The following is a 21760-nucleotide window of genomic DNA, read 5'->3' on the forward strand; positions in this document are numbered from 1 at the left end:
CTAAGACTGAAAATAAAATTTTGGGTTAAAGAAAGGAAGAGGTGAACTATTTTGAAACATGTATTAAAAGATGTTGAAAGTATGTTCGAGACATTCCAAATCCTAAATGAGGATGGAGAAGTAGTAAATAAAGATGATATGCCAGATCTGTCTGACGATCAATTAAAGGAATTAATGCGCCGTATGGTATATACACGAATCTTAGATCAGCGTTCTATTGCTTTAAACCGTCAAGGCCGCTTAGGTTTCTATGCGCCAACAGCAGGGCAGGAAGCTTCACAATTAGGAAGTCAATTTGCTTTAGAAAAAGATGACTTTGTTTTACCTGGATACCGCGATGTACCTCAGCTTATTTGGCAAGGACTTCCGTTGTATCAAGCGTTCTTATTCTCTAAAGGACATTTTCACGGAAACCAAATGCCTGAGGATTTACAAGCATTAAGTCCTCAAATTATTATCGGTGCACAATATGTTCAAACCGCTGGTGTGGCATTAGGAATGAAGAAACGTGGTGCGAAAACAGTAGCAATCACTTATACAGGTGATGGTGGTACTTCTCAAGGTGACTTCTATGAAGGAATTAACTTTGCAGGTGCGTACAAGGCTCCAGCGATTTTCGTTGTTCAAAATAATGGTTTTGCAATCTCTGTGCCTAGAGAATTACAAACTAATGCAACTACATTAGCTCAAAAAGCTGTTGCAGCAGGTATTGAAGGGATCCAAGTCGATGGAATGGATGTTCTGGCTGTTTATGCAGCAACAAAACACGCTCGCGATCGCGCTGTAGCAGGAGAAGGTCCAATGTTAATCGAAACACTAACATATCGTTACGGACCACATACTATGTCTGGTGATGATCCAACACGTTATCGTTCTGAAGAAATGGACAATGAGTGGGCGAAAAAAGACCCATTAGTGCGCTTCCGTAAATTCTTAGAAGCTAAGAAATTATGGTCCGAAGAAGAAGAAAATAAAGTAATTGAAGAAGCAAAAGAAGATATTAAGAATGCGATTAAAGAAGCAGAAAAATATCCAAAACAAAAAGTTACGGATTTAATTGGGTATATGTATGAAGAACTTCCTAGTAATTTGCAAGAACAAATGGAAGAATACAAAGAGAAGGAGTCGAAATAAATCATGGCACAAATGACAATGATACAAGCAATCACTGATGCAATGCGCACAGAATTAAAAAATGATGAAAACGTGCTTGTGTTTGGTGAGGATGTTGGTAAAAACGGTGGTGTATTCCGTGCTACTGAAGGACTTCAAGCTGAATTTGGTGAAGACCGCGTATACGATACACCGTTAGCTGAATCAGGAATCGGTGGTTTAGCTATTGGTCTTGCAACACAAGGCTATCGTCCTGTACCTGAAATCCAATTTTTCGGCTTCGTTTATGAAGTAATGGACTCAATTAGTGGCCAAATGGCTCGTATGCGTTATCGTTCTGGTGGCAGATGGCATATGCCAATCACTGTTCGTGCTCCATTTGGTGGTGGGGTACATACTCCAGAATTACATGCTGATTCATTAGAAGGATTAATGGCACAACAGCCAGGATTAAAAGTAGTTATTCCTTCCACACCGTATGAAGCAAAAGGATTATTGATTTCTGCAATTCGCGATAATGATCCAGTTGTCTTCTTAGAGCATATGAAACTATACCGCTCATTCCGTGAAGAAGTTCCGGAAGAAGAGTACACAGTTGAATTAGGTAAAGCAGATGTGAAACGTGAAGGAAAAGACGTTACATTAGTATCCTATGGTGCAATGGTTCATTCCTGTCTGAAAGCTGCAGAAGAACTTGAAAAAGATGGGATTTCTGCTGAGGTAATCGACCTTCGTACAGTTTCACCTATTGATATAGAAACTATCTTAGAATCAGTGAAGAAAACGAATCGTGCAGTAGTTGTGCAGGAAGCACAAAAACAAGCTGGTGTAGCTGCGAATGTGGTTTCTGAAATTCAAGAAAGAGCAATTTTGCATCTTGAAGCACCAGTGTTACGTGTAGCGGCACCAGATACGGTATATGCATTCTCCGATGCTGAAGAAGTATGGCTTCCAAACCATAAAGACATCATAGAGAAAGTAAACACTGTAATCAATTTCTAAAACAGGAGGTACAAATAATGGCATTTGAATTTAAATTCCCAGATATCGGTGAAGGAATAGCAGAAGGCGAAATCGTAAAATGGTTTTATAAAGAAGGCGATGAAGTAAAAGAAGATGATGTGCTTTGTGAAGTTCAAAATGATAAAGCAGTCGTAGAAATTCCTTCTCCGGTGGATGGAACGGTTAAAAAGATTCATGTTGGTGAAGGAGAAGTAGCAACGGTAGGGAACATTTTCATTACATTTGATGCTGAGGGCTATGAATCTGAAGAGTCTAACGAACCAGAACCAAAAAATGATGCTAAGCCTGCAGAAACAGGTTCTTCTAAAGGAACCTTTGAATTTAAATTCCCAGATATCGGTGAAGGGATTGCAGAAGGCGAAATCGTAAAATGGTTCTATAAAGAAGGCGACGAAGTAAAAGAAGACGATGTACTTTGTGAAGTTCAAAATGATAAAGCAGTCGTAGAAATACCTTCACCAGTGGATGGTACGGTTAAACAGGTTCACGTTGGAGAAGGAGAAGTCGCTACTGTTGGAGATGTGTTCATAACATTTGAGGCAGAGGGATATGAGTCTCAAGAAAGTTCAGCAGATACTTCTGATGAAAAACCATCTCAAGCAAAAGAAAGTGTATCTAACGCAGATAATAATAATGAAGGTAAACGTGTTATTGCAATGCCATCGGTAAGAAAATATGCACGTGAAAACAATGTTAATATCTCAGAAGTTTCTGGCTCTGGTAAAAATGGACGTATTCTTAAAGAAGATATTGATGCATTTGCAAATGGGGAGCAGGCTACTAAGACTACAGAAACAAAAACAGAAACTGCTAAGTCTGCTAAATCAACTCCGAAAGAAGAAGCGCCTAAGAAACCATATGTTTCTGCTGGAGAAGAATTCCCAGAAACAAGAGAAAAAATGTCAGGTATCCGTAAAGCGATTGCGGGTGCGATGGTTAATTCGAAGAGAACGGCTCCTCACGTTACATTATTAGATGAAGTTGATGTAACAGAGTTAGTTGCTCATCGTAAGAGATTCAAACAAGTTGGCTTAGATCAAGGAATTAAATTAACCTATCTACCATATGTTGTTAAAGCACTTGTCTCTGCATTAAAACAATATCCGATATTAAATGCATCTATTGATGATTCAACAGATGAAATTGTACAAAAACATTACTACAATATTGGTATTGCTGCTGATACTGATAAAGGATTATTAGTACCAGTAGTAAAAAATGCGGACAGAAAATCCATTTTTGGAATTTCACAGGAAATCAATGAATTGGCAGATAAGGCAAGAAGTGGTAAACTAGCACCTGGAGAGATGCAAGGAGCTTCAAGTACTATTACAAACATTGGTTCTGCTGGTGGGCAATGGTTTACACCTGTTATTAACCATCCGGAAGTAGCTATTTTAGGTATAGGTCGTATTGCTGAAAAACCTGTAGTTAAAGATGGAGAGGTGGCAATTGCACCAGTACTTGCACTATCCTTAAGTTTTGACCACCGTATTGTAGATGGTGCTACAGCTCAACAAGCTCTTAACCAAATGAAACGTTTATTAAGTGATCCACAATTAATCATGATGGAGGCGTAGGTAAATGGTAGTAGGAGATTTTCCAATAGAAGTAGATACTCTAGTTGTCGGAGCAGGACCTGGCGGTTATGTAGCTGCTATTCGTGCTGCACAGTTAGGGCAAAAAGTGACAATTGTTGATAAAGGAGCTCTTGGAGGAGTTTGCTTAAATGTTGGCTGTATTCCTTCTAAAGCACTTATCCAAGCAGGTCATATGGTTGAAAATGCACATGGTAGTGAAGATATTGGAATAACAACGAAAGATGTCTCTGTAGATTTTGATAAAGTCCAAGCATGGAAAGGTTCTGTTGTAAATAAACTTACCTCTGGTGTTGAAGGCCTATTAAAAGGAAATAAAGTGGACATCGTAAAAGGTGAAGCATACTTTGTTGATGCTAATACAGCTAAAATTATGGATGAGAAAAATTCTCAAACTTATAAGTTCAATAACTGTATTATCGCAACTGGTTCTACACCAATCGAAATTCCAACTTTTAAATTTTCTAATCGCGTTCTAGATTCAACTGGAGCACTAAACCTAAAAGAAATTCCAAAGAAATTGGTTGTAATAGGTGCTGGCTATATTGGAAGCGAACTTGGTACTGCGTATGCAAACTTTGGTACAGAAGTTACGTTCCTTGAAGGAGCTAAGGATATTTTAGGCGGATTTGAAAAATCCATGACTCAGGTTGTTAAAAAAGGCTTGAAGAAAAAAGGCGCTAAAATCATCACTGAAGCTATGGCTAAAGGTGTAGAAGAAACAAAAGATGGTGTCAAAGTTACGTATGAAGTAAAAGGAAAAGAAGAAACAATTGATGCTGATTATGTATTAGTAACAGTGGGCCGTCGTCCAAATACAGAAGAAATTGGTTTGGAACAAGTGGGTATTGATATGGATGACAGAGGCCTAATTAAGGTTGATAAACAAGGGCGCACAAATGTCAAGAATATCTTCGCTATCGGTGATATCGTTCCTGGTGCAGCATTAGCTCATAAAGCTTCTTATGAAGGAAAAATTGCTGCAGAGGCAATCAGCGGTGAAAAATCAGAAGTTGATTATATCGGAATGCCTGCAGTGGCTTTCGTAGAACCAGAATTAGCTATGGTTGGCCTTTCCGAAGAGGAAGCAAAAGAACAAGGATATGATGTTAAAGTAGGTAAATTCCCATTTGCAGCTAATGGACGAGCTTTATCATTAAATAACACTGACGGTTTCTTAAAACTTGTTACACGCAAAGAAGATGGATTAGTTCTAGGAGGTCAAATTGCAGGTCCAAATGCTAGTGATATGATTTCTGAAATTGGATTAGCGGTTGAAGCGGGTATGACTGCAGAAGACTTAGCACTTACTATCCACGCACATCCAACTTTAGGAGAAATTACAATGGAAGCTGCTGAAGTAGCTCTAGGTTCTCCAATTCACATTATGTAATATAATAAGAAATAAAAAGGTGATTCAGATTTTATCTGAATCACCTTTTTTATAGATTTTACTTTATTTAATATTACTCTTTATTTCTTTTATGATTTTCTTCCTACGATGGTGTTCGATTGCTTTTGCATCTTCTCTAAACGCTTTAACTAGGGAGAATACGATTAATATCATGATAATTGTAAATGGAAATGCTGCAATAATTGATGCAGTTTGAAGTGCCTCTAATCCACCTTGCCATAATAGAACTGCTGCTGTTGCAGATTGAATAATACCCCAGGTGAATTTAACATTATTAGAAGGATCTAAACTACCGCCTGTTGTTTGCATTCCTAGTACCAGGGTTGCCGAATCAGCAGATGTTATAAAAAAGGTACTGATAAGTAAAATACCGATAATGGAAACAAGGGTACCTAATGGCAGATGTTCTAATACTGCAAATAACGCAACTTCTTCTCCATAAGTATTAATTTCCTCAATAATATTAGTTCCGTAGAATAAATCTAGATTGATTGCAGTACCTCCAAATACACTAAACCAGATTGCCCCAATAACTGTAGGAACCAAAAGAACTCCTAATACAAATTCACGCACTGTTCTTCCGCGTGATACTCTGGCAATGAAAGTTCCGACAAAAGGTGCCCATGCAATCCACCATGCCCAATAAAAAATTGTCCAACCGTTTGTCCAACCCATATTTTCTTCGTTAAATGGAGACATACGTAGACTCATACTTGGTAAATCTTGGATATAACTTCCAAGTGTTGTTGTAAAGAAATTTGCAATGAATCCTGTCGGTCCAAGAATTAGGACAAAAATCATCAATAGAAAAGCTAATACAAGGTTTGTATTGCTTAGGTATTTAATACCTCGGCTCAATCCCGTCATTGCAGATGTCATAAACAGAACGGTTACAATTGCTATAATGATTAACTGTAGTGAGATAGTGGAATCAAAATTGAAAATGTAAGATAGTCCACCACTGATTTGAATGGCTCCGAAACCTAAAGAAGTTGCTACGCCAAATACTGTAGCAAAGACTACTATGGTATCAATAACTGTGCCCATCGTCCCTTTCGTTTTATCCCCAAATAAGGGGGATAAAATAGAACTAACCACACCTGGCGCTTGTTTTCTAAATTTAAAATAAGCTAATGCTAAAGCAACCGTTGCATAAACTGCCCAGGGATGAAAGCCCCAATGTAAGAAACTGTATTTCATGGCATTTTTAGCTGCTTCTTCTGTACCACCTTCTCCAAATGGAGGGGTATAGAAATGCATAAGTGGTTCAGCGGCTCCCCAGAATACAAGCCCAATTCCCATTCCGGCACTAAATAACATTGCAAACCATGTTAGATAGGAGAACTCAGGTTTATCGTCGGGTCGTCCTAATTTAATTTTTCCATACCTGGAGAAGATTAGATAAATCGCAAACACAAGAAAACCTGTTGCACTAATTAAATAAAACCATCCAAAATTATTTACAAGAAAACCCTGTATGATGGTAGTTACATTATTTAAGTTACCATTTGGTAAGACAGTGTCAGGGATGATTCCCCAGATAATAAATAATAGTACTATTATTACAGAGATATAAAAAACATTGGTTATACTTTTTTTCATTTGACTAATCCTTTCATTTTTAATGTTCATTGATGTCTTTACTTTTCCCAAAAGTTATCTTAACAATTCAGTTATTTAACAAGCATTTTTGTAATATTCCTGAATAATTAGTTCATTTTGAAGAGACAGTAATTACTAAATTAATAAAGTTTGGTTTATAGTAATTAATGTGGCTGGGGAGAAAGTTATCCTGGCAGATTAATTCTTTTTCATATTCCATCATCCAAAAAAATTACAAAATGCATTATAAAAACACCCAATGAAGGTTTATCATATTTCTTGTTAAGCATCTTTAAATGGAAAAAGCACAGCAATTAATAATTATAACACTTTTACCTTTTTATGGAAAAGATAAACCTGAACGGTCAAAACTTTAGAGTGTTTATCTGTTAATCTGCAATATAATACATAGATATATAGGGATACAATGGAGGTTTAACATTTGAAGTATTTAAATTTTATTCTAATGTTATTGATGCTTGTTTTTGCTGGATGTGATTATTCCCCAAAGGAGATTGTTAGATCATCCACGGTTGATGGAAGAATAGTGAATATAAGTGAAAAAGAAGTACTTACCATACAAGAAAAAGAAATTGACTTTCTATACCACGTTTCCAAAAACTGGTCTATTGTCCCCATGAAAAATGGAGTGAATGAGAAAGTAGTTTTACTTACAATTGATGATGCTCCTAGTGCATACTCATTAGAAATGGCTAAAACTCTTAGAAGCCTAAATGCTGAAGCAATATTTTTTGTGAATGGTCATTATCTTGACACACCCGAAGAAAAAGAAACTTTAAAAAAGATTTATGATATGGGTTTTGAGATTGGAAATCATACTTTCAATCATCAATTGCTTTCTGATTTATCAGAATCAGAACAACGAGATGAGATTGTTAGTTTGAACGACACAGTGGAGGAGATAATCGGCGTACGACCAAAATTTTTCCGTGCTCCGAATGGTGTGAATACGGATTATTCTCGTAAAGTTGTTAAGGAAGAAGGTTTAACCCTAATGAATTGGTCCTTTGGTTATGATTGGGAAGAAAAGTATAACACAAAAGAATCATTAGTTACTATTATATTAAATACAGATTTGTTAACTAATGGGGCAAATATCTTAATGCATGATCGAGAGTGGACCAATCAAGCTTTGCCTGAAATTATCAAGGGCTTACGACAACAAGGCTTTGAAATCATTGACCCGAAACATATTAAAACAGATTGACATTAATGAAGCTTGCTTTATTGGAAAGCATATTATTACTTGAACATACTAATTATCAGTATGTAACATACTAATCGAATAATGTTATACTAATTTATCTTGACACACTAATTGTGACATATTATAATAAACACAAGATAACTCAATCAATTAAAGGGAGATGGGCTGAATGGGTACAATTGTTTGTCAAGACTGCGAAAAGGTTATTGAAGCTTTTGAAGATGAAAAAGTATCAACTCTTTATAGTACATGTCCTAGCTGTGATACAAAATAATATTCCAACAAAAAACGCTCGCTTTGAGCGTTTTTTATGTTTATAAACACTTATAAAATTGCTTTTCGTTCTTTTATTACCCGAATAGTTTCTAGTGTTTCATCCTGTAATCCTTGTACCGGCAAGCCTGCTTGTAAATTTTTATATATATAATGAATATTATCCTCCGTTATTATTTCACCTGGAATAAAAATAGGAATCCCTGGTGGATAAACCATAATAGATTCCGCGCTAATACGGCCAGCAGCATCTGAAAAGGGAATGATTTCTGTTTCTGCATAAAAAGCATCTCGAGGAAGTATTGCAAGTAGTGGAATATCTGGTATTGTTACGTGTACTTGTTTTTTTGTTATAAATTTTTCTTTCTCTTGCTCCAATTCTTTTAGTGCATGTATTAATTGATCTACTGTTTCTTGAGAGTCTCCTGGTGTAATAATACATAAAATATTATATAAATCGGACAACTCCACTTCTATATTATAGTGTTCTCTTAACCAGACTTCAGCATCATAACCAGTTACTCCGAGATCTTTAATAGAAATAATCAACTTTGTTGGATCGAATCTATAAGTCGCTTCTGTTCCAATTATCTCCTTCCCAGAACAAAAGATATAGGTTAATTTGTTAATTTCTCTTCTTGTATATTCTGCGAGGTGAATCGCTTTTGAAATCATTGCTTTTCCATTAGTGGCTAATTGTTTTCTTGCAACATCTATTGATGCTAATAAAAGATAAGAAGTAGAGGTAGTTGTCAGCATAGACATAATCGTCTGGACTCGTTCATGTGAAATACGGTCTCCTTGCAAATTTAATACCGAACTTTGGGTTAAAGATCCACCTAATTTATGAATGCTGGTCGCTGCAATATCTGCTCCAGCTTGCATGGCTGATAATGGAAGCTCAGAATGAAAATGTATATGTACCCCGTGAGCCTCATCTACAAGTACAGGTACATTGTAGTGATGGGCTATGGCAACAATTTTCTCTAAGTCAGCTGCAATTCCAAAATAGGTTGGATTTATTACTAAGACCCCTTTGGCATCTGGATGTGCTTGTAGTGCATGTTGAACGGCAGTAGGAGTAATACCATGAGAGATTCCTAAAGTCTCGTCTAGAGCAGGGTGAACAAATATCGGGATGGCACCAGAAAAAATAATGGCAGAAGTAATCGATTTATGGGCATTCCGGGGAACGATTATTTTATCCCCTGGATTACAAATACTTAATATCATTGTCATGATAGCACCGCTAGTACCTTGAACTGAAAAATAGGTGTAATCGGCACCAAAGGCTTCAGCTGCTAATTCTTGGGCATCTTTTATAATTCCGTGTGGATGGTGTAGGTCATCTAATGGCTGTATATTAATTAAGTCCATCTGAAATGCATTTTCTCCGAGGAAGTCCCTAAATGCAGGTTCAATTGCTTTTCCTTTTTTATGGCCTGGAATATGAAATGGAATGGGGTTTTTTTCAATATGCTTGAGTAAACCTGAAAATAATGGTGTTTTGTATTGCTCTTTCATAGTATATTCTCCTCTATGTCATATGTTGATTAATGATAGGCATAAGCCATTCTGTAATATAATCAACGTATTATAGCAAAAAAAATTAAGTTATTCTAGTTAAGATATAGTATTAGCTAGAAAGCATATATAAATGTTAAAATTTAATTAATAGCTGAATTGAAAAAGGGGGAAGGGTTCAATGAATTTTAAAACTAGAGTTACAGAGCTTTTGAACATCAAATATCCAATTATTCAAGGGGGGCTAGCATATATTGCGTATTCAGACCTAGCTGCAGCAGTTTCTAACGCTGGAGGGTTAGGGCAAATTACAGCAATGAGTTTGGGTAGTCCCGAAGAGTTACGTAAAGAAATCCAGAAAGTTAAAACGCTTACAGATAAACCATTTGGAGTTAATTTTGCCATTGGTCAGCATGGTCGACGTTTCGAGCATATGGTTGAGGCTGCAATAAAAGAGGATGTTCCTGTTATTTCAGTAACAGGCGGAAATCCTAAAGGAGTCCTTGATCTTATAGAAGGTCACAATATCAAGTCACTAGTGCTAGTTGCTGCCAAAAGACAGGCCCAAAAAGCAGAAGAACTAGGGGCTGATGCTGTAATGGTCGTAGGTCAAGAAGGAGGAGGGCATTTAGGTAGGAGTGATATAGGAACAATAGTGCTAACTCCAGAAGTAGTTGATAATGTTTCTATTCCGGTCATCTCTTCTGGCGGAATTGTGGATGGTCGTGGCCTGATGGCTGCATTAAGTTTGGGAGCAGAGGGAATCGAGATGGGGACACGATTCCTTGCAACCAAAGAATGTGTGGATGCACATGATAGATATAAACAAGCTATCTTAGATGCTGAAGAGGATAGTACCGTTGTGATAAAACGTTCTATCGGTGCTCCAGCGAGGGCTCTAAGAAATTCTTGGACAGATAAGATCCTTGAAATTGAAAAGCAAAACAAAGGGTATGAATCATTGAAGGATTATATAAGCGGGACTGCAAATAAGCGGTTTATCTATGAAGGTGATAAAGAAGGTGGTTTCGGTTGGGCAGGTCAGTCTTCTGTTAGAATTAATGACATACCATCAGTAGAAGAATTAATACAACATATCGTTCGTGAAGCGGAAGATATTACAAATAAGTGGAAATAAGAAATAGACCGGAGGTACATATGCCTCCGGTTTTTCTATACGCATTTTTTAATAAGTTTTGCTGTTGGAGCATAAACGATAAAACAGCAATCTATTAGAAAGTATCTTACGATGTGAGTGTTTATCTGGATTGTAATGCACTTTGATAAAAGGGAATTAATGTCTGGAACGTATCTTTTGCTATTTCTAGTAATTTTTCTCCATCATATACACGGTCATCATCGATCGGGAGATGTCTTCCAATAAGAAACTCTCCTTTTTTAATGTCTCGTAACCTCTCTAGGTGTTTTACATCTAATTCTTCTAATGGAATGGATTCCTTTTTCGTGTGATCCAGTGATACAACAAAATCTTTAGGTAGTTCCGTTAAATCAGCGAAATTGTCAATAAATGTCTGTGCAATGTTTTTCTTATTAGGTAACTCATATATGAAAGCAAGCCAAAGGAATAAATGATCATCAAATAATCCTAATTGAAAATGGGGATGTTTTTTGTAGCCTCTTTTATTGTCTGCAATTGCCATCCAAGTGTCTTTTGGTGGATTCACTGTTCTTCTAGCATGTTTGGCGATATGTAAGAATACTTCATTACCTAATTGGGCTGAAAGAAAAGAAACTAACTCACTGCCAATTACCTGGAACTTCGGTTGTATTCTTGTTTGAATTGCTTCCATTCTTTCATCTAAACCATCTATATTAAATGTATCAAAATCCTTTTTCGTAAAACCCTGTAAATTCACGACGGTCATCCTTCCTAATATCAAATTATAATGATTATTATTAAGCATTCATCAATTGAAGTCAAGCTATATAACTTTAGGATAAATGAGATGAGGTTTGCCTCACTTAAAATTTGGGTAATGCATAATAAATCATAATTTCAGAAGGCTTTTTAGTATAAAGTTGCTTTACATTTTTGTATAGACTGTGGATTACTTTAATTATGAATACTGCTATATACCCGCTACGGAAAGCGACTGCCCGGAGCGGAAATCAACAACGCGCTGCAATAGACATTTATTCTTAATTCAAAGTTTCTATCAGCTGTTTAAGTTCGAAAAGCAACAAATATACGAAAAAGGCCTTTCAGAAAATTTAATGAACCAAATAAAAAAGTTCGACATAAAATATAGAAAGATAGTGGAATGAAGCTGCAATGATCTGAAGGGAGTTGATTGTTTGAAATTTGTGATGGACCTTATCAAATGGGAAGAGGCAAAAGTGAAATTGCCAGTAATAAAAATGGAGATTGATTATGAACTATTAACACTTTATGATGCCTTACAAGAAGATGATCAAATACAGATTATAAAATCGAAGGAACGGTTAAAGTTTTTAAGGAAACAGCTCATTGAATTAGAACAAATATAGGAAAGCTAGGCCCCAATAAGTATATGCACATTATATTAATAACGTTCACATACTTATTGGGGTCTTTTTTCAATGGCTATTTTCATAAGTTTTATTGCAGTTTAGCTAATTCCTTAGCAGTAAAATAGTACCAACTATCTGTACTAGTTACATCGGACTCTATATAATTTAACATAAGCAAGAAAAACAACAAATCAATTAAGAAATAGCCTTTCATAGAATACACATTCAAATGACTTGGAACATGTATTTTGATACAATATAACTTATATTGCAGTAATGGAGGAATTAGTATGAAAGCTGAGGTTCGTGAAGAAATATATCTTACCGCAAGAAAATGGGTAGAAGAGGCTGGGGAGCACATACGCAGAAAAATCAATAGTCCCTTAGTTATTGATACGAAATCCAACCGTAATGATTTGGTAACAACTATGGATAGAGAAACAGAATCTTTTTTTGTAACAAAGATTAAAGAAACATATCCGGAACACTCAATTATTGGAGAAGAAGGGTATGGTGATAAATTAGATAATCTTAATGGAGTTGTCTGGATTATTGACCCAATCGATGGCACGATGAATTTTGTTCATCAGAAAAGAAACTTTGCAATATCAGTAGGGATTTATTTCGATGGTGTTGGTGAGATAGGACTGATTTATGATGTAATGGAAGATAATCTATACCATGCAAAAAGAAATGATGGAGCTTTTAAAAATAATGAAAAATTATCACCTTTGAATAATAATGTAGTTCTTGAAGACGCAATCATTGGCATGAATCATTTCTGGTTATGTGATAATCATTTCGTTGAAGAAAAAACAATGCAGCAATTTGTTCGTACTATAAGAGGGGCTAGAACATATGGTTCAGCAGCATTAGAGTTTGCTTTTCTCGCAGAAGGTATAATGGATGGTTATCTTGCGATGAGTCTTTCTCCATGGGACATAGCAGCAGGAATTGTCATCGTTAATGAAGTAGGAGGGGTAACTACAAATATTGAGGGTGAAAATTTGGACATGTTAGAAAAAAATCCTGTATTAACATGTAACTTATGTTTGCAAGAGAAAATAATAGAATTTATAAAAGAAGGAAGGAAGTGACATGCTTATGCGTCACTTCTTTCCTTCTTTTTCAAAAATAAGCCATATCCCATAATACCAAACCCCAAGATAATGAATAGAAGAATCATCCAAATATTACGAAATGCGATAGAAATTCCTACACCTGCAAACATTGCTATGACTAAAAATGCCATAAACAACATTGGAATATTTAATCTCTCCATGTCAACACACCTCTATTTCTATTCAATAGTATAAAGCAATCTGCAAATATATTCAAAAAATACAGGTCATAAACTATCTAATTCTAGCTAGATTTTCAAATTTTTAGTATGATGATAGAAGAGTGAACTACTAGTGGGGGAGACAGATGGATAATTTTAGACTTGTATTTGATTTAGTGATGGATAAAAACGGAACAGAAAATATTTTTTGGATATTTTATATTTTAAATTTAGTTTTAAGTATTATTGCTTACGAGTTAGGATTCGCAAAAAAGTTACCATTACTAAAGAACGTATTCGTATATTTTCTTCTACTGATTGGCGTGTTTATTCTTACTATTTTCAGTACTGTTATGAGAATGCCAAGTGTAGAAAGTTTGATCGTTATCAACCTTGTATTGGCAATCTATCGGACACGGCTTCATTTTCAGCGGAAAGCAAAAAAAGATAATACTTCTAACGAATAAAAAACGCCAGTCTGGGCGTTTTTTTAATGATTCCAATCAATTATAAATGTTGACTTGTAGATACTAAAACAAATGATCCTTTTCTTTTTTCTCATTATATAATTGAAACTTTCCAGTTGCGTGTCTTTGCTTGGTTTTATTATCAATTCTTTCATAACAGGTTCTGCATAAATACATATATATTCTTCTATTTCTTAAACGCTTTGCTTGCAATGTATTATCCTCTAGTGAGTCTATTCTATCACATAGTGTACATTGGACTTGCAAAAAAATCACCTCAATACTGGACCATTTATTAACCATTATAACATACATTAATAATGTTTTAGAGTGTATCCTATCGGGAATTATATAAATAGGAGAGGTGATTTGTGTGAGAAAAAGTAATAAATTACTTGGTTTAAGTATACTTGGTACCTTGGTTCTCATTTTTATTAGTTATTTAGTAAAAGAGGAAGAAAAATACTCATTCCATTCTAGTTTGGAACTTGCTGGTAAACCGGACCAAGTATCAGAATCAAATTTCTCCCATGTAGAAAATGCCAAAATGGTTTCAGAAGGTTCTCAATTTGGTGTGCAGTATTACAATAATTTGAATCAATAAAGTGAAAGGGGAAACTAGTATCATATAACATCTTAACTAATAAGAAAATCCGAACTGTTGTAATAAAAAGTTCGGATTTTCTTAGTCTAAACACTCTTGTTTTAGCTACTTATTGTTTGTTCAAATTGCGATTTGACTGGTTTTCTTCTATTTCTTCTAATTGTTTTTCTTTTTCTTCTGGAATTGTTTCTTTATTTTGGTCTGGTTGTTCTGGCTGATTATTATTTATTGGAAAGTCAGGCATATACCTTCCAACAATAGCTGATAATTCATTCACGAACCCTTGAACGGGGTGTCCTTGTCTTATCTTTTCTGCCATATTTCTTAATCTTTCAGTAATATCCGCGTCAGCTATTACAATAGCTGTTTTTCCGTATGGGTCATGATACAGAGCTTCAAGAACCGTATATTTAATCGTGCCAACACGTGACCTGTCCAAGTCTTTGTCTACATCTATACCAACAACAGTGTATGGACCTGCAACTACGGATGCAGCATCATTTACATCTGGAACTTCCGTAGCAACATTTGATAAGTGTGCAGCAATTTCACTATTCGTTAGTTCTGGTAATTCACTGGGGTCAGAATTCTTTACTTGTATTAATTTATTATTTGTCTGTTCTGATTCAAGAGAGTTCTCTTCTTCCTGTTGGCAACCGGCAAAAATAATAAGTAATAACATGGATATAATACTTAGTTGAAGTCTCATTAGAACATTCCTCCTATAATACCGCTGTTACACTTATTTTGGATAGAAAGGAATAAATTATACTTCAACAAAACAAAAAGCTGCTGCTCTTAAATTAGGCACAGCTAACAATCATTTTTTTAGAGTACATATCAATTAATCAATATTTTTTTTATATTTTTAATCGGATTATCTTTGTTTGAACCATCCTTATAGTAGAAGTAAACAGGTCCATCTTCCATTATCGGTTTTCCATTTATTGAAAATAAAAAGTAACCTTCTTTTAAAACTTCTAGTGATAAAGTGGTGTTTTCAGCGTCGTCACTAGTTATGAGAGTAACATCTTTTGCAGAATCGTCAACTACTGCATTATTAATGAAGTCTCGAATAGGCATAACATAAGAATTCTTAAGGATTTCTTCTCCTTCTTTTTTCGTTATACCGGGATTAATGGGTGGTTTGCTTTTCTGAAGAACTGCTCTGTCAAACCTTTCAGCTGCTTTTTTTATGGAATCTTCCTTCTTTTTTTCTCCTCTAGGTGAAAATGCATTTTCTAATAAAATTTTTCTTTCATCAAAGATCCAAACGGTGGGATCTAAAGTTATAGAATAGGAAACCTTTCCAGCAATTGGTATAATCATTTTTTCTCCCCCTCATGTATGTCTCTTTAATAAGAATAGCAGAGATAATAATAAATTTCATTATCTATCGATTCATTTGATATTATTTGCATTTTTTGTGTGCTAACGATAATATAATAAAAAGAAAGTCTTTTTAGCGGAGGGGATAAATTTGATGCCTGAGGTTACTGTGAATCATCGTGATAAAGCCCACGCTCTTCTTAAGGCTGATGCTGACAAAATTTTAAGACTTATTGAAGTTCAAATAGAAAATCTGACGATGCCGCAATGTCCTGTTTATGAGGATGTACTTGATACACAAATGTTTGGTCTATCGAGGGAAATTGATTTTGCAGTACGTTTGAACTTAATTACAGAGAATGAGGGTAAGGCTCTTCTGGAAAATTTGGAAAAGAAGCTAAATATTCTCCATGATGGCTCACAAAATTCTTTGTAGTTATTATGTTCATTTCACGTAAGATGTTGCAAAAACTTTGCCTATATATTGTAAATGGCAAGGTTTTTTTGTTTAGAATAGTTTTCGCTGTTTTCGCAGCTTTGTTAAGATATGTTGAAAATTGTAATTTTTAATAGATTTACATGATAAGTCGAAATATGGTAAACTATTAGAAATATTTTATTTTCATCTACTATCTTTTTCGAATACATATTTAGTAGGGAGTAGTAAGATGATAGAGAGATTAAAAGATTATGATTATACACTAATCATAACACCAATACTATTAACATTATTTGGTCTAGTCATGATATATAGTGCAAGTATGGTAACTGCGGTAGTAGAAGGCTTAGAAAGTACTCATTATTTAGCAAGGCAATCGATGTGGTTTGTGATGGGCCTAGTAGGTTTTATTATTACTTCGATTTTTCCGTATTGGAAATATCAAAAACTTATGAAGGTTATTATCATTGGTGTAATTTTGTTACTTATTGGGTTATTCCCATTTGGAAATACAGTCAATAATGCAAAATCATGGTATTTATTGGGGCCGGCAAGTTTACAACCATCCGAATTCGCAAAATTAGCTCTAATTATGTACTTAGCTTCTGTCTATTCAAAAAAACAATCGTATCTAAATGAATTCTACCGTGGTGTGCTACCACCGCTAGTGATGACTTGCATTATTCTTGGTTTAATAGTGTTACAGCCTGACATTGGTACTGCAGCAATTATTTTCTTGATAGCATGTTCCGTTATTTTTAGCTCAGGGATTAGAATGAAACATTTATCATTATTGATAGCTATTGGAGTAGGTATCATTTTACTCTCTTACCCCTTTATGGTGACTGATGAACGAATTTCCCGATTTACTGGAGCTTATGAACCGTTCGAGACACCGGATACAGATGGTTACCATTTAATTCAGTCCTATCTAGCTATAGGTGTTGGTGGGCTAACGGGGGAGGGATTGGGACAAAGTGTGCAGAAATTAGGGTATTTAATGGAAGCACACACAGATTTTATCATGGCAATTATTGCGGAAGAACTTGGGCTTGTAGGGGTAGTTATAGTAATTGGTTTGCTGGCAATTATTGTTCTGCGTGGCATTTTTATTGCTAGAAAATGTGAAGATAGTTTTGGAGCATTGTTAGCAATTGGTATATCTTCCATGGTTGGTATTCAAGCTTTTGTCAATTTAGGAGCAATTAGTGGGCTTTTACCGATCACAGGTGTACCACTTCCATTTATTAGTTATGGGGGATCATCTTTGTTAGTACTACTAACATCGATGGGGATTCTAAATAATATTGCCATGAATGTAAACAGAAAACGAAATGAAACTACTAAATAAAGTTTAATAGAGGAGGAATATTATGGGAGAAAAGAAACGAATCAAAAAAGTATTAGTTGCTAATCGTGGTGAAATTGCTATTCGAGTATTTCGAGCGTGTACGGAGTTGAATATCCGTACTGTAGCCGTTTACTCGAAAGAGGATACAGGATCCTATCATCGCTTTAAGGCAGACGAAGCTTACTTAATAGGTGAGGGAAAGAAGCCGATAGATGCCTATTTAGATATAGAGGGTATTATTGAACTAGCAAAAAAAGTGCACGTAGACGCTATTCACCCTGGGTATGGTTTTTTATCAGAGAATATTCATTTTGCTAAACGCTGTGAAGAAGAAGGTATTACATTTATTGGTCCAACCAGTGAACATTTAAATATGTTTGGTGATAAAGTGAAGGCTCGGGAACAAGCCACTAATGCAGGACTCCCTGTTATACCTGGAAGTGATGGGCCTGTTGACTCCGTTGATGAAGTGATAGAGTTTGGTGAAAAATACGGTTATCCTATTATTATAAAAGCCTCTCTCGGTGGTGGTGGACGAGGAATGCGTATTGTCCGTCAAGCGAAGTCTGTTTCGGAAGCTTATGAACGCGCCAAATCAGAAGCCAAGGCCGCATTCGGTAATGATGAAATATATGTAGAAAAATTAATAGAGAATCCAAAACATATTGAGGTTCAAATTATTGGAGATAAGGATGGCAATATTGTTCATTTGTATGAAAGGGATTGCTCTGTTCAACGTCGTCATCAAAAAGTAATTGAAGTGGCTCCAAGTATTTCATTGCCAGATGAATTAAGATTGCGAATTTGTGATGCTGCTGTACGATTAATGGAAAATATAAATTATATTAATGCTGGAACAGTAGAGTTCTTAGTTACAGATAATGAATATTATTTTATTGAGGTAAATCCTCGTGTTCAAGTAGAGCATACAATTACTGAAATGATTACTGGTGTCGATATTGTACAAACGCAAGTAAAAGTAGCAGAGGGATATAGCTTACATAGTGAGGAAGTTGGAATTCCAGAACAAAGTGAAATTAGAACGAATGGCTATGCTATTCAATCAAGAATAACTACGGAAGATCCGTTAAATAACTTTATGCCCGATACTGGAAAGATTATGGCATACCGATCTGGTGGAGGTTTTGGTGTACGATTAGATGCTGGTAATGCATATCAGGGGGCAGTTATATCACCTCATTATGATTCCTTATTAGTAAAAGTCTCAACGCATGCTTTAACATTTGAGCAAGCTGCACATAAGATGGTTAGAAATTTAAAGGAGTTCCGAATACGTGGGATTAAAACCAATATTCACTTTCTCGAAAATGTAATTATGCATGAACAATTTCTATCTGGCGAGTATGATACGACATTTATTGATAAGACGCCTGAGTTATTCGTCTTTCCAAAACGAAAAGACCGTGGAACAAAAATGCTTAATTATATAGCGAATACAACGGTTAATGGAGTTGATGGTGCAGAAAAGGTGGACAAACCTGATTTCGAACCGTTAAAAATTCCGAAAGTAAATAGTTTAGATGAAGTCCCACGAGGAACAAAACAAATTTTAGATGAACAAGGGCCGGAAGGATTATCGAACTGGCTGAAAGAACAAAAAGAGGTATTGCTTACAGATACTACATTCCGTGATGCACATCAATCACTGCTGGCAACAAGAATTAGAACAAAGGATTTATTGCAAATAGCAGAACCAACATCACGACTGCTTCCTAACCTTTTCTCTGTGGAAATGTGGGGTGGGGCAACATTCGACGTCGCATATCGTTTCTTAAAAGAAGATCCATGGACTAGATTATTGAAATTACGTGAAAAAATGCCTAATGTACTTTTCCAGATGTTGTTGAGAGCAAGCAATGCTGTTGGATACAAAAACTACCCAGATAACCTAATTCATGAATTCGTTGAGAAAAGCTCTAATGCGGGAATCGATATTTTCCGAATTTTCGATAGTCTGAATTGGATTAATGGAATGAGATTAGCTATTGAGTCTGTTCGAGAGAATAATAAAATTGCAGAGGCGTCCTTATGTTATACAGGAGATATCTTAGATGTAGGGCGTAAGAAGTATGATTTAGATTACTACAAGAACATGGCCAAGGAATTGGAAGCATCTGGTGCACATATTCTTGGGATTAAGGATATGGCAGGGTTGTTAAAACCAGAAGCTGCTTACCAGTTAATTTCAACTTTGAAAGAAGCAACGGATATACCAATTCACTTGCATACGCATGATACTAGCGGTAATGGAATATATACTTATGCTAGAGCAATTGACGCTGGAGTAGATGTAGTAGATGTAGCAAGCGGATCAATGGCAGGACATACATCTCAGCCTAGTGCACAATCTTTATATTATGCTCTAGAAGGAAATCAACGTCAACCAAAAGTAGATATAGATAATTATGAAAGTCTTTCATCTTACTGGGAAGGCGTACGTGGTTACTATAAAGATTTTGAAAGTGGTATGAATGCCCCTCATACGGAAGTCTATTTCCACGAAATGCCTGGGGGGCAGTATAGTAACCTGCAGCAACAAGCAAAAGCAGTTGGGTTAGGAGAACGCTGGGATGAAGTAAAAGCGATGTTCCGTCAAGTAAATGATATGTTTGGAGATATTGTAAAAGTTACACCATCTTCAAAAGTCATAGGAGATATGGCATTGTTTATGGTGCAAAATAATTTAACGGAAGATGATATTTATGATCGTGGAGAATCTATTGATTTTCCAGATTCCGTCATAGAATTTGCTCAAGGGTTTATCGGACAGCCTTATCAAGGATTTCCAAAAGAACTACAGCGTATTATCCTAAAAGGAAGAGAAGCAATCACTGTACGACCTGGTGAATTGTTGGATCCAATTGACTTTACTGAAGTTAGAAAATCCTTGTTTAAAACATTAAACCGTCAAGTTACTAGCTTTGATGTGATTTCCCATGCTCTATATCCAAAAGTATTTTTGGATTACCAAAAGTTCTGTGAAGAATATGGAGATATGTCTGTATTGGACACTCCGACTTTCTTCTACGGAATGAAGCTAGGGGAAGAAATAGAAGTTGAAATTGAAAAAGGGAAAACATTATTTGTTCGTTTAATTTCTGTTTCTGAAGCAAGACCTGATGGGATGCGAACTGTATATTTTGAGTTGAATGGTCAGCCAAGGCAAGTTGAAATAAAAGATAAAAGTGTAGAGTCTGCCTTTGCTTCAAAACCGAAAGTAGATAAAAGTAACGAGAAACATATTGGGGCAACAATGCCTGGTACCGTATTGGAAGTGAATTGTTCTAGAGGGGACAGTGTTAATAAAGGTGATTATTTATTAACCACGGAAGCTATGAAAATGGAAACCACCATTCAAGCACCTTATCGGGGAGTAGTCAAAGAAATACATGTAAACAAAGGTGATAGTATAGCAGTAGATGACCTGCTAATTGAATTCGAATAAAAAACAGTAGTAATAACACAGGAAGTCAGCTCACAAAGGAGTACTTCCTGTGTTTTTTATGTAAATAGCGATTATAGAGTGGATTATGGCCATTGGTTTTAAAATATGACTCTTTGCGCATATTTTGTTGTTTTTTAAGTTCTCCATTTGTTAGAGATTCCTGATTTATTTAATTAAGAATAGTTAGCTCTCGCTTTCACTTATGAATGTTCTCTGCTGGTATTTGCTGCGGCGGAATACTGCGCTTTCCGCGGGCACGGCCTCAGCCTCCTCGGAAGAAACACACTTCCTTGAAAAAGAAAATTGCACTTTATTTTCGAGGAGTCTCCGCATTCTGTTTCCGCTATTTTACATGCACTAGATATTATTAAAGCTAAACTTCATAGATTCACGTTTAGGGTAGTTGGTCCTCCTAGAATACAGAATTTTTCCTAGTAAAAATTAAGTAGAGCAGGAACTAAGCGTAGTGTGTTTCCGTAGCGAGACAGAGCAGTATTCCGAATTAAAGATATCAGGACTCTATACAAAATGTAAGT

21 protein-coding genes are annotated in these 21760 nt (G+C 35.7%); 14 read left to right on the forward strand and 7 right to left on the reverse strand.

Annotation, left to right across the window (positions count from 1 at the left end; all coding sequences use genetic code 11):
• Positions 1–81: 81 nt before the first annotated feature.
• Genes pdhA through lpdA form a run of 4 tightly spaced genes read left to right on the forward strand, consistent with a single transcriptional unit; the run spans position 82 to position 5127 of the window.
• Positions 82–1134 (forward strand): pyruvate dehydrogenase (acetyl-transferring) E1 component subunit alpha, encoded by a 1053-nt coding sequence (gene pdhA, locus D8M06_RS00650; protein ID WP_194074609.1) that lies wholly within the window; start codon positions 82–84, stop codon positions 1132–1134.
• 3 nt (positions 1135–1137) lie between these two features.
• Positions 1138–2115: an alpha-ketoacid dehydrogenase subunit beta gene (locus D8M06_RS00655; RefSeq protein ID WP_121202428.1), complete on the forward strand. Its 978-nt coding sequence runs from the start codon at positions 1138–1140 to the stop codon at positions 2113–2115.
• A 17-nt stretch (positions 2116–2132) separates the two neighbouring features.
• A complete protein-coding gene (locus D8M06_RS00660; RefSeq protein WP_121202429.1) occupies positions 2133–3716 on the forward strand; it encodes a dihydrolipoyllysine-residue acetyltransferase in 1584 nt (527 codons plus the stop codon).
• Between the two features lie 4 nt (positions 3717–3720).
• Positions 3721–5127, forward strand: coding sequence for a dihydrolipoyl dehydrogenase (gene lpdA / locus D8M06_RS00665; RefSeq protein WP_121202430.1), 1407 nt, complete (start codon positions 3721–3723; stop codon positions 5125–5127).
• Between the two features lie 63 nt (positions 5128–5190).
• On the opposite strand, the gene D8M06_RS00670 is transcribed toward lpdA, so the two are convergent.
• Positions 5191–6750: a glycine betaine uptake BCCT transporter gene (locus D8M06_RS00670; protein ID WP_121202431.1), complete on the reverse strand. Its 1560-nt coding sequence runs from the start codon at positions 6748–6750 to the stop codon at positions 5191–5193.
• Between the two features lie 442 nt (positions 6751–7192).
• Between D8M06_RS00670 and D8M06_RS00675 the strand changes: the two genes are divergently transcribed.
• Both D8M06_RS00675 and D8M06_RS00680 read left to right on the forward strand, forming a co-directional pair.
• Positions 7193–7978, forward strand: coding sequence for a polysaccharide deacetylase family protein (locus tag D8M06_RS00675; protein ID WP_241558783.1), 786 nt, complete (start codon positions 7193–7195; stop codon positions 7976–7978).
• Positions 7979–8147: 169 nt separating this feature from the next.
• Positions 8148–8252: a GapA-binding peptide SR1P gene (locus tag D8M06_RS00680; RefSeq protein WP_121202432.1), complete on the forward strand. Its 105-nt coding sequence runs from the start codon at positions 8148–8150 to the stop codon at positions 8250–8252.
• Between the two features lie 50 nt (positions 8253–8302).
• Here D8M06_RS00680 and D8M06_RS00685 read toward each other — a convergent pair whose 3' ends face one another.
• A complete protein-coding gene (locus D8M06_RS00685) occupies positions 8303–9775 on the reverse strand; it encodes an aminotransferase class I/II-fold pyridoxal phosphate-dependent enzyme (RefSeq protein WP_121202433.1) in 1473 nt (490 codons plus the stop codon).
• A 181-nt stretch (positions 9776–9956) separates the two neighbouring features.
• Between D8M06_RS00685 and D8M06_RS00690 the strand changes: the two genes are divergently transcribed.
• Positions 9957–10913: an NAD(P)H-dependent flavin oxidoreductase gene (locus tag D8M06_RS00690; RefSeq protein ID WP_121202434.1), complete on the forward strand. Its 957-nt coding sequence runs from the start codon at positions 9957–9959 to the stop codon at positions 10911–10913.
• A gap of 121 nt (positions 10914–11034) precedes the next feature.
• Here the strand turns inward: D8M06_RS00690 and D8M06_RS00695 are convergent, their stop codons facing one another.
• On the reverse strand, positions 11035–11652 hold the full coding sequence (locus D8M06_RS00695; RefSeq protein ID WP_121202435.1) for a YktB family protein: 618 nt from the start codon (positions 11650–11652) through the stop codon (positions 11035–11037).
• A gap of 448 nt (positions 11653–12100) precedes the next feature.
• Between D8M06_RS00695 and D8M06_RS00700 the strand changes: the two genes are divergently transcribed.
• Together D8M06_RS00700 and D8M06_RS00705 are read left to right on the forward strand one after the other, a co-directional pair.
• Positions 12101–12283, forward strand: coding sequence for a hypothetical protein (locus tag D8M06_RS00700; protein ID WP_338322947.1), 183 nt, complete (start codon positions 12101–12103; stop codon positions 12281–12283).
• Positions 12284–12576: 293 nt separating this feature from the next.
• Positions 12577–13383: an inositol monophosphatase family protein gene (locus D8M06_RS00705; RefSeq protein ID WP_121202437.1), complete on the forward strand. Its 807-nt coding sequence runs from the start codon at positions 12577–12579 to the stop codon at positions 13381–13383.
• Between the two features lie 5 nt (positions 13384–13388).
• Here the strand turns inward: D8M06_RS00705 and D8M06_RS00710 are convergent, their stop codons facing one another.
• Positions 13389–13568 carry a DUF5325 family protein gene (locus D8M06_RS00710; protein ID WP_121202438.1) on the reverse strand — a complete coding sequence of 60 codons (180 nt, stop codon included), beginning with the start codon at positions 13566–13568 and terminating at the stop codon, positions 13389–13391.
• Between the two features lie 146 nt (positions 13569–13714).
• Here D8M06_RS00710 and D8M06_RS00715 point away from each other — a divergent pair, with 146 nt between their 5' ends.
• A complete protein-coding gene (locus tag D8M06_RS00715; protein ID WP_121202439.1) occupies positions 13715–14035 on the forward strand; it encodes a YlaH-like family protein in 321 nt (106 codons plus the stop codon).
• 63 nt (positions 14036–14098) lie between these two features.
• Here the strand turns inward: D8M06_RS00715 and D8M06_RS20390 are convergent, their stop codons facing one another.
• Positions 14099–14464 (reverse strand): YlaI family protein, encoded by a 366-nt coding sequence (locus D8M06_RS20390; RefSeq protein WP_421903959.1) that lies wholly within the window; start codon positions 14462–14464, stop codon positions 14099–14101.
• Here D8M06_RS20390 and D8M06_RS00725 point away from each other — a divergent pair.
• Entirely contained in the window at positions 14409–14639 is a 231-nt protein-coding gene (locus D8M06_RS00725) for a hypothetical protein (RefSeq protein ID WP_121202440.1), read from the forward strand. The two genes, D8M06_RS20390 and D8M06_RS00725, sit on opposite strands and share 56 nt — an antisense overlap.
• A 109-nt stretch (positions 14640–14748) precedes the next feature.
• On the opposite strand, the gene D8M06_RS00730 is transcribed toward D8M06_RS00725, so the two are convergent.
• Together D8M06_RS00730 and D8M06_RS00735 are read right to left on the reverse strand one after the other, a co-directional pair.
• The gene (locus D8M06_RS00730; RefSeq protein WP_121202441.1) at positions 14749–15348 is read right to left on the reverse strand and encodes a YhcN/YlaJ family sporulation lipoprotein; all 600 of its coding nucleotides are present in this window, start codon (positions 15346–15348) and stop codon (positions 14749–14751) included.
• A gap of 131 nt (positions 15349–15479) precedes the next feature.
• Positions 15480–15968: a hypothetical protein gene (locus D8M06_RS00735; protein ID WP_121202442.1), complete on the reverse strand. Its 489-nt coding sequence runs from the start codon at positions 15966–15968 to the stop codon at positions 15480–15482.
• 154 nt (positions 15969–16122) lie between these two features.
• Here D8M06_RS00735 and D8M06_RS00740 point away from each other — a divergent pair, with 154 nt between their 5' ends.
• From D8M06_RS00740 to pyc, 3 genes are all read left to right on the forward strand, one after another.
• Entirely contained in the window at positions 16123–16404 is a 282-nt protein-coding gene (locus D8M06_RS00740) for an Fpa/YlaN family protein (RefSeq protein WP_121202443.1), read from the forward strand.
• Positions 16405–16636: 232 nt separating this feature from the next.
• A complete protein-coding gene (gene ftsW / locus D8M06_RS00745; RefSeq protein WP_121202444.1) occupies positions 16637–17758 on the forward strand; it encodes a putative lipid II flippase FtsW in 1122 nt (373 codons plus the stop codon).
• A 22-nt stretch (positions 17759–17780) separates the two neighbouring features.
• The gene (gene pyc / locus D8M06_RS00750; protein ID WP_121202445.1) at positions 17781–21224 is read left to right on the forward strand and encodes a pyruvate carboxylase; all 3444 of its coding nucleotides are present in this window, start codon (positions 17781–17783) and stop codon (positions 21222–21224) included.
• Positions 21225–21760: the final 536 nt, after the last annotated feature.

The sequence above is a fragment of the Oceanobacillus halophilus genome, from assembly GCF_003628505.1.
GTDB lineage: Bacteria > Bacillota > Bacilli > Bacillales > Amphibacillaceae > Oceanobacillus > Oceanobacillus halophilus.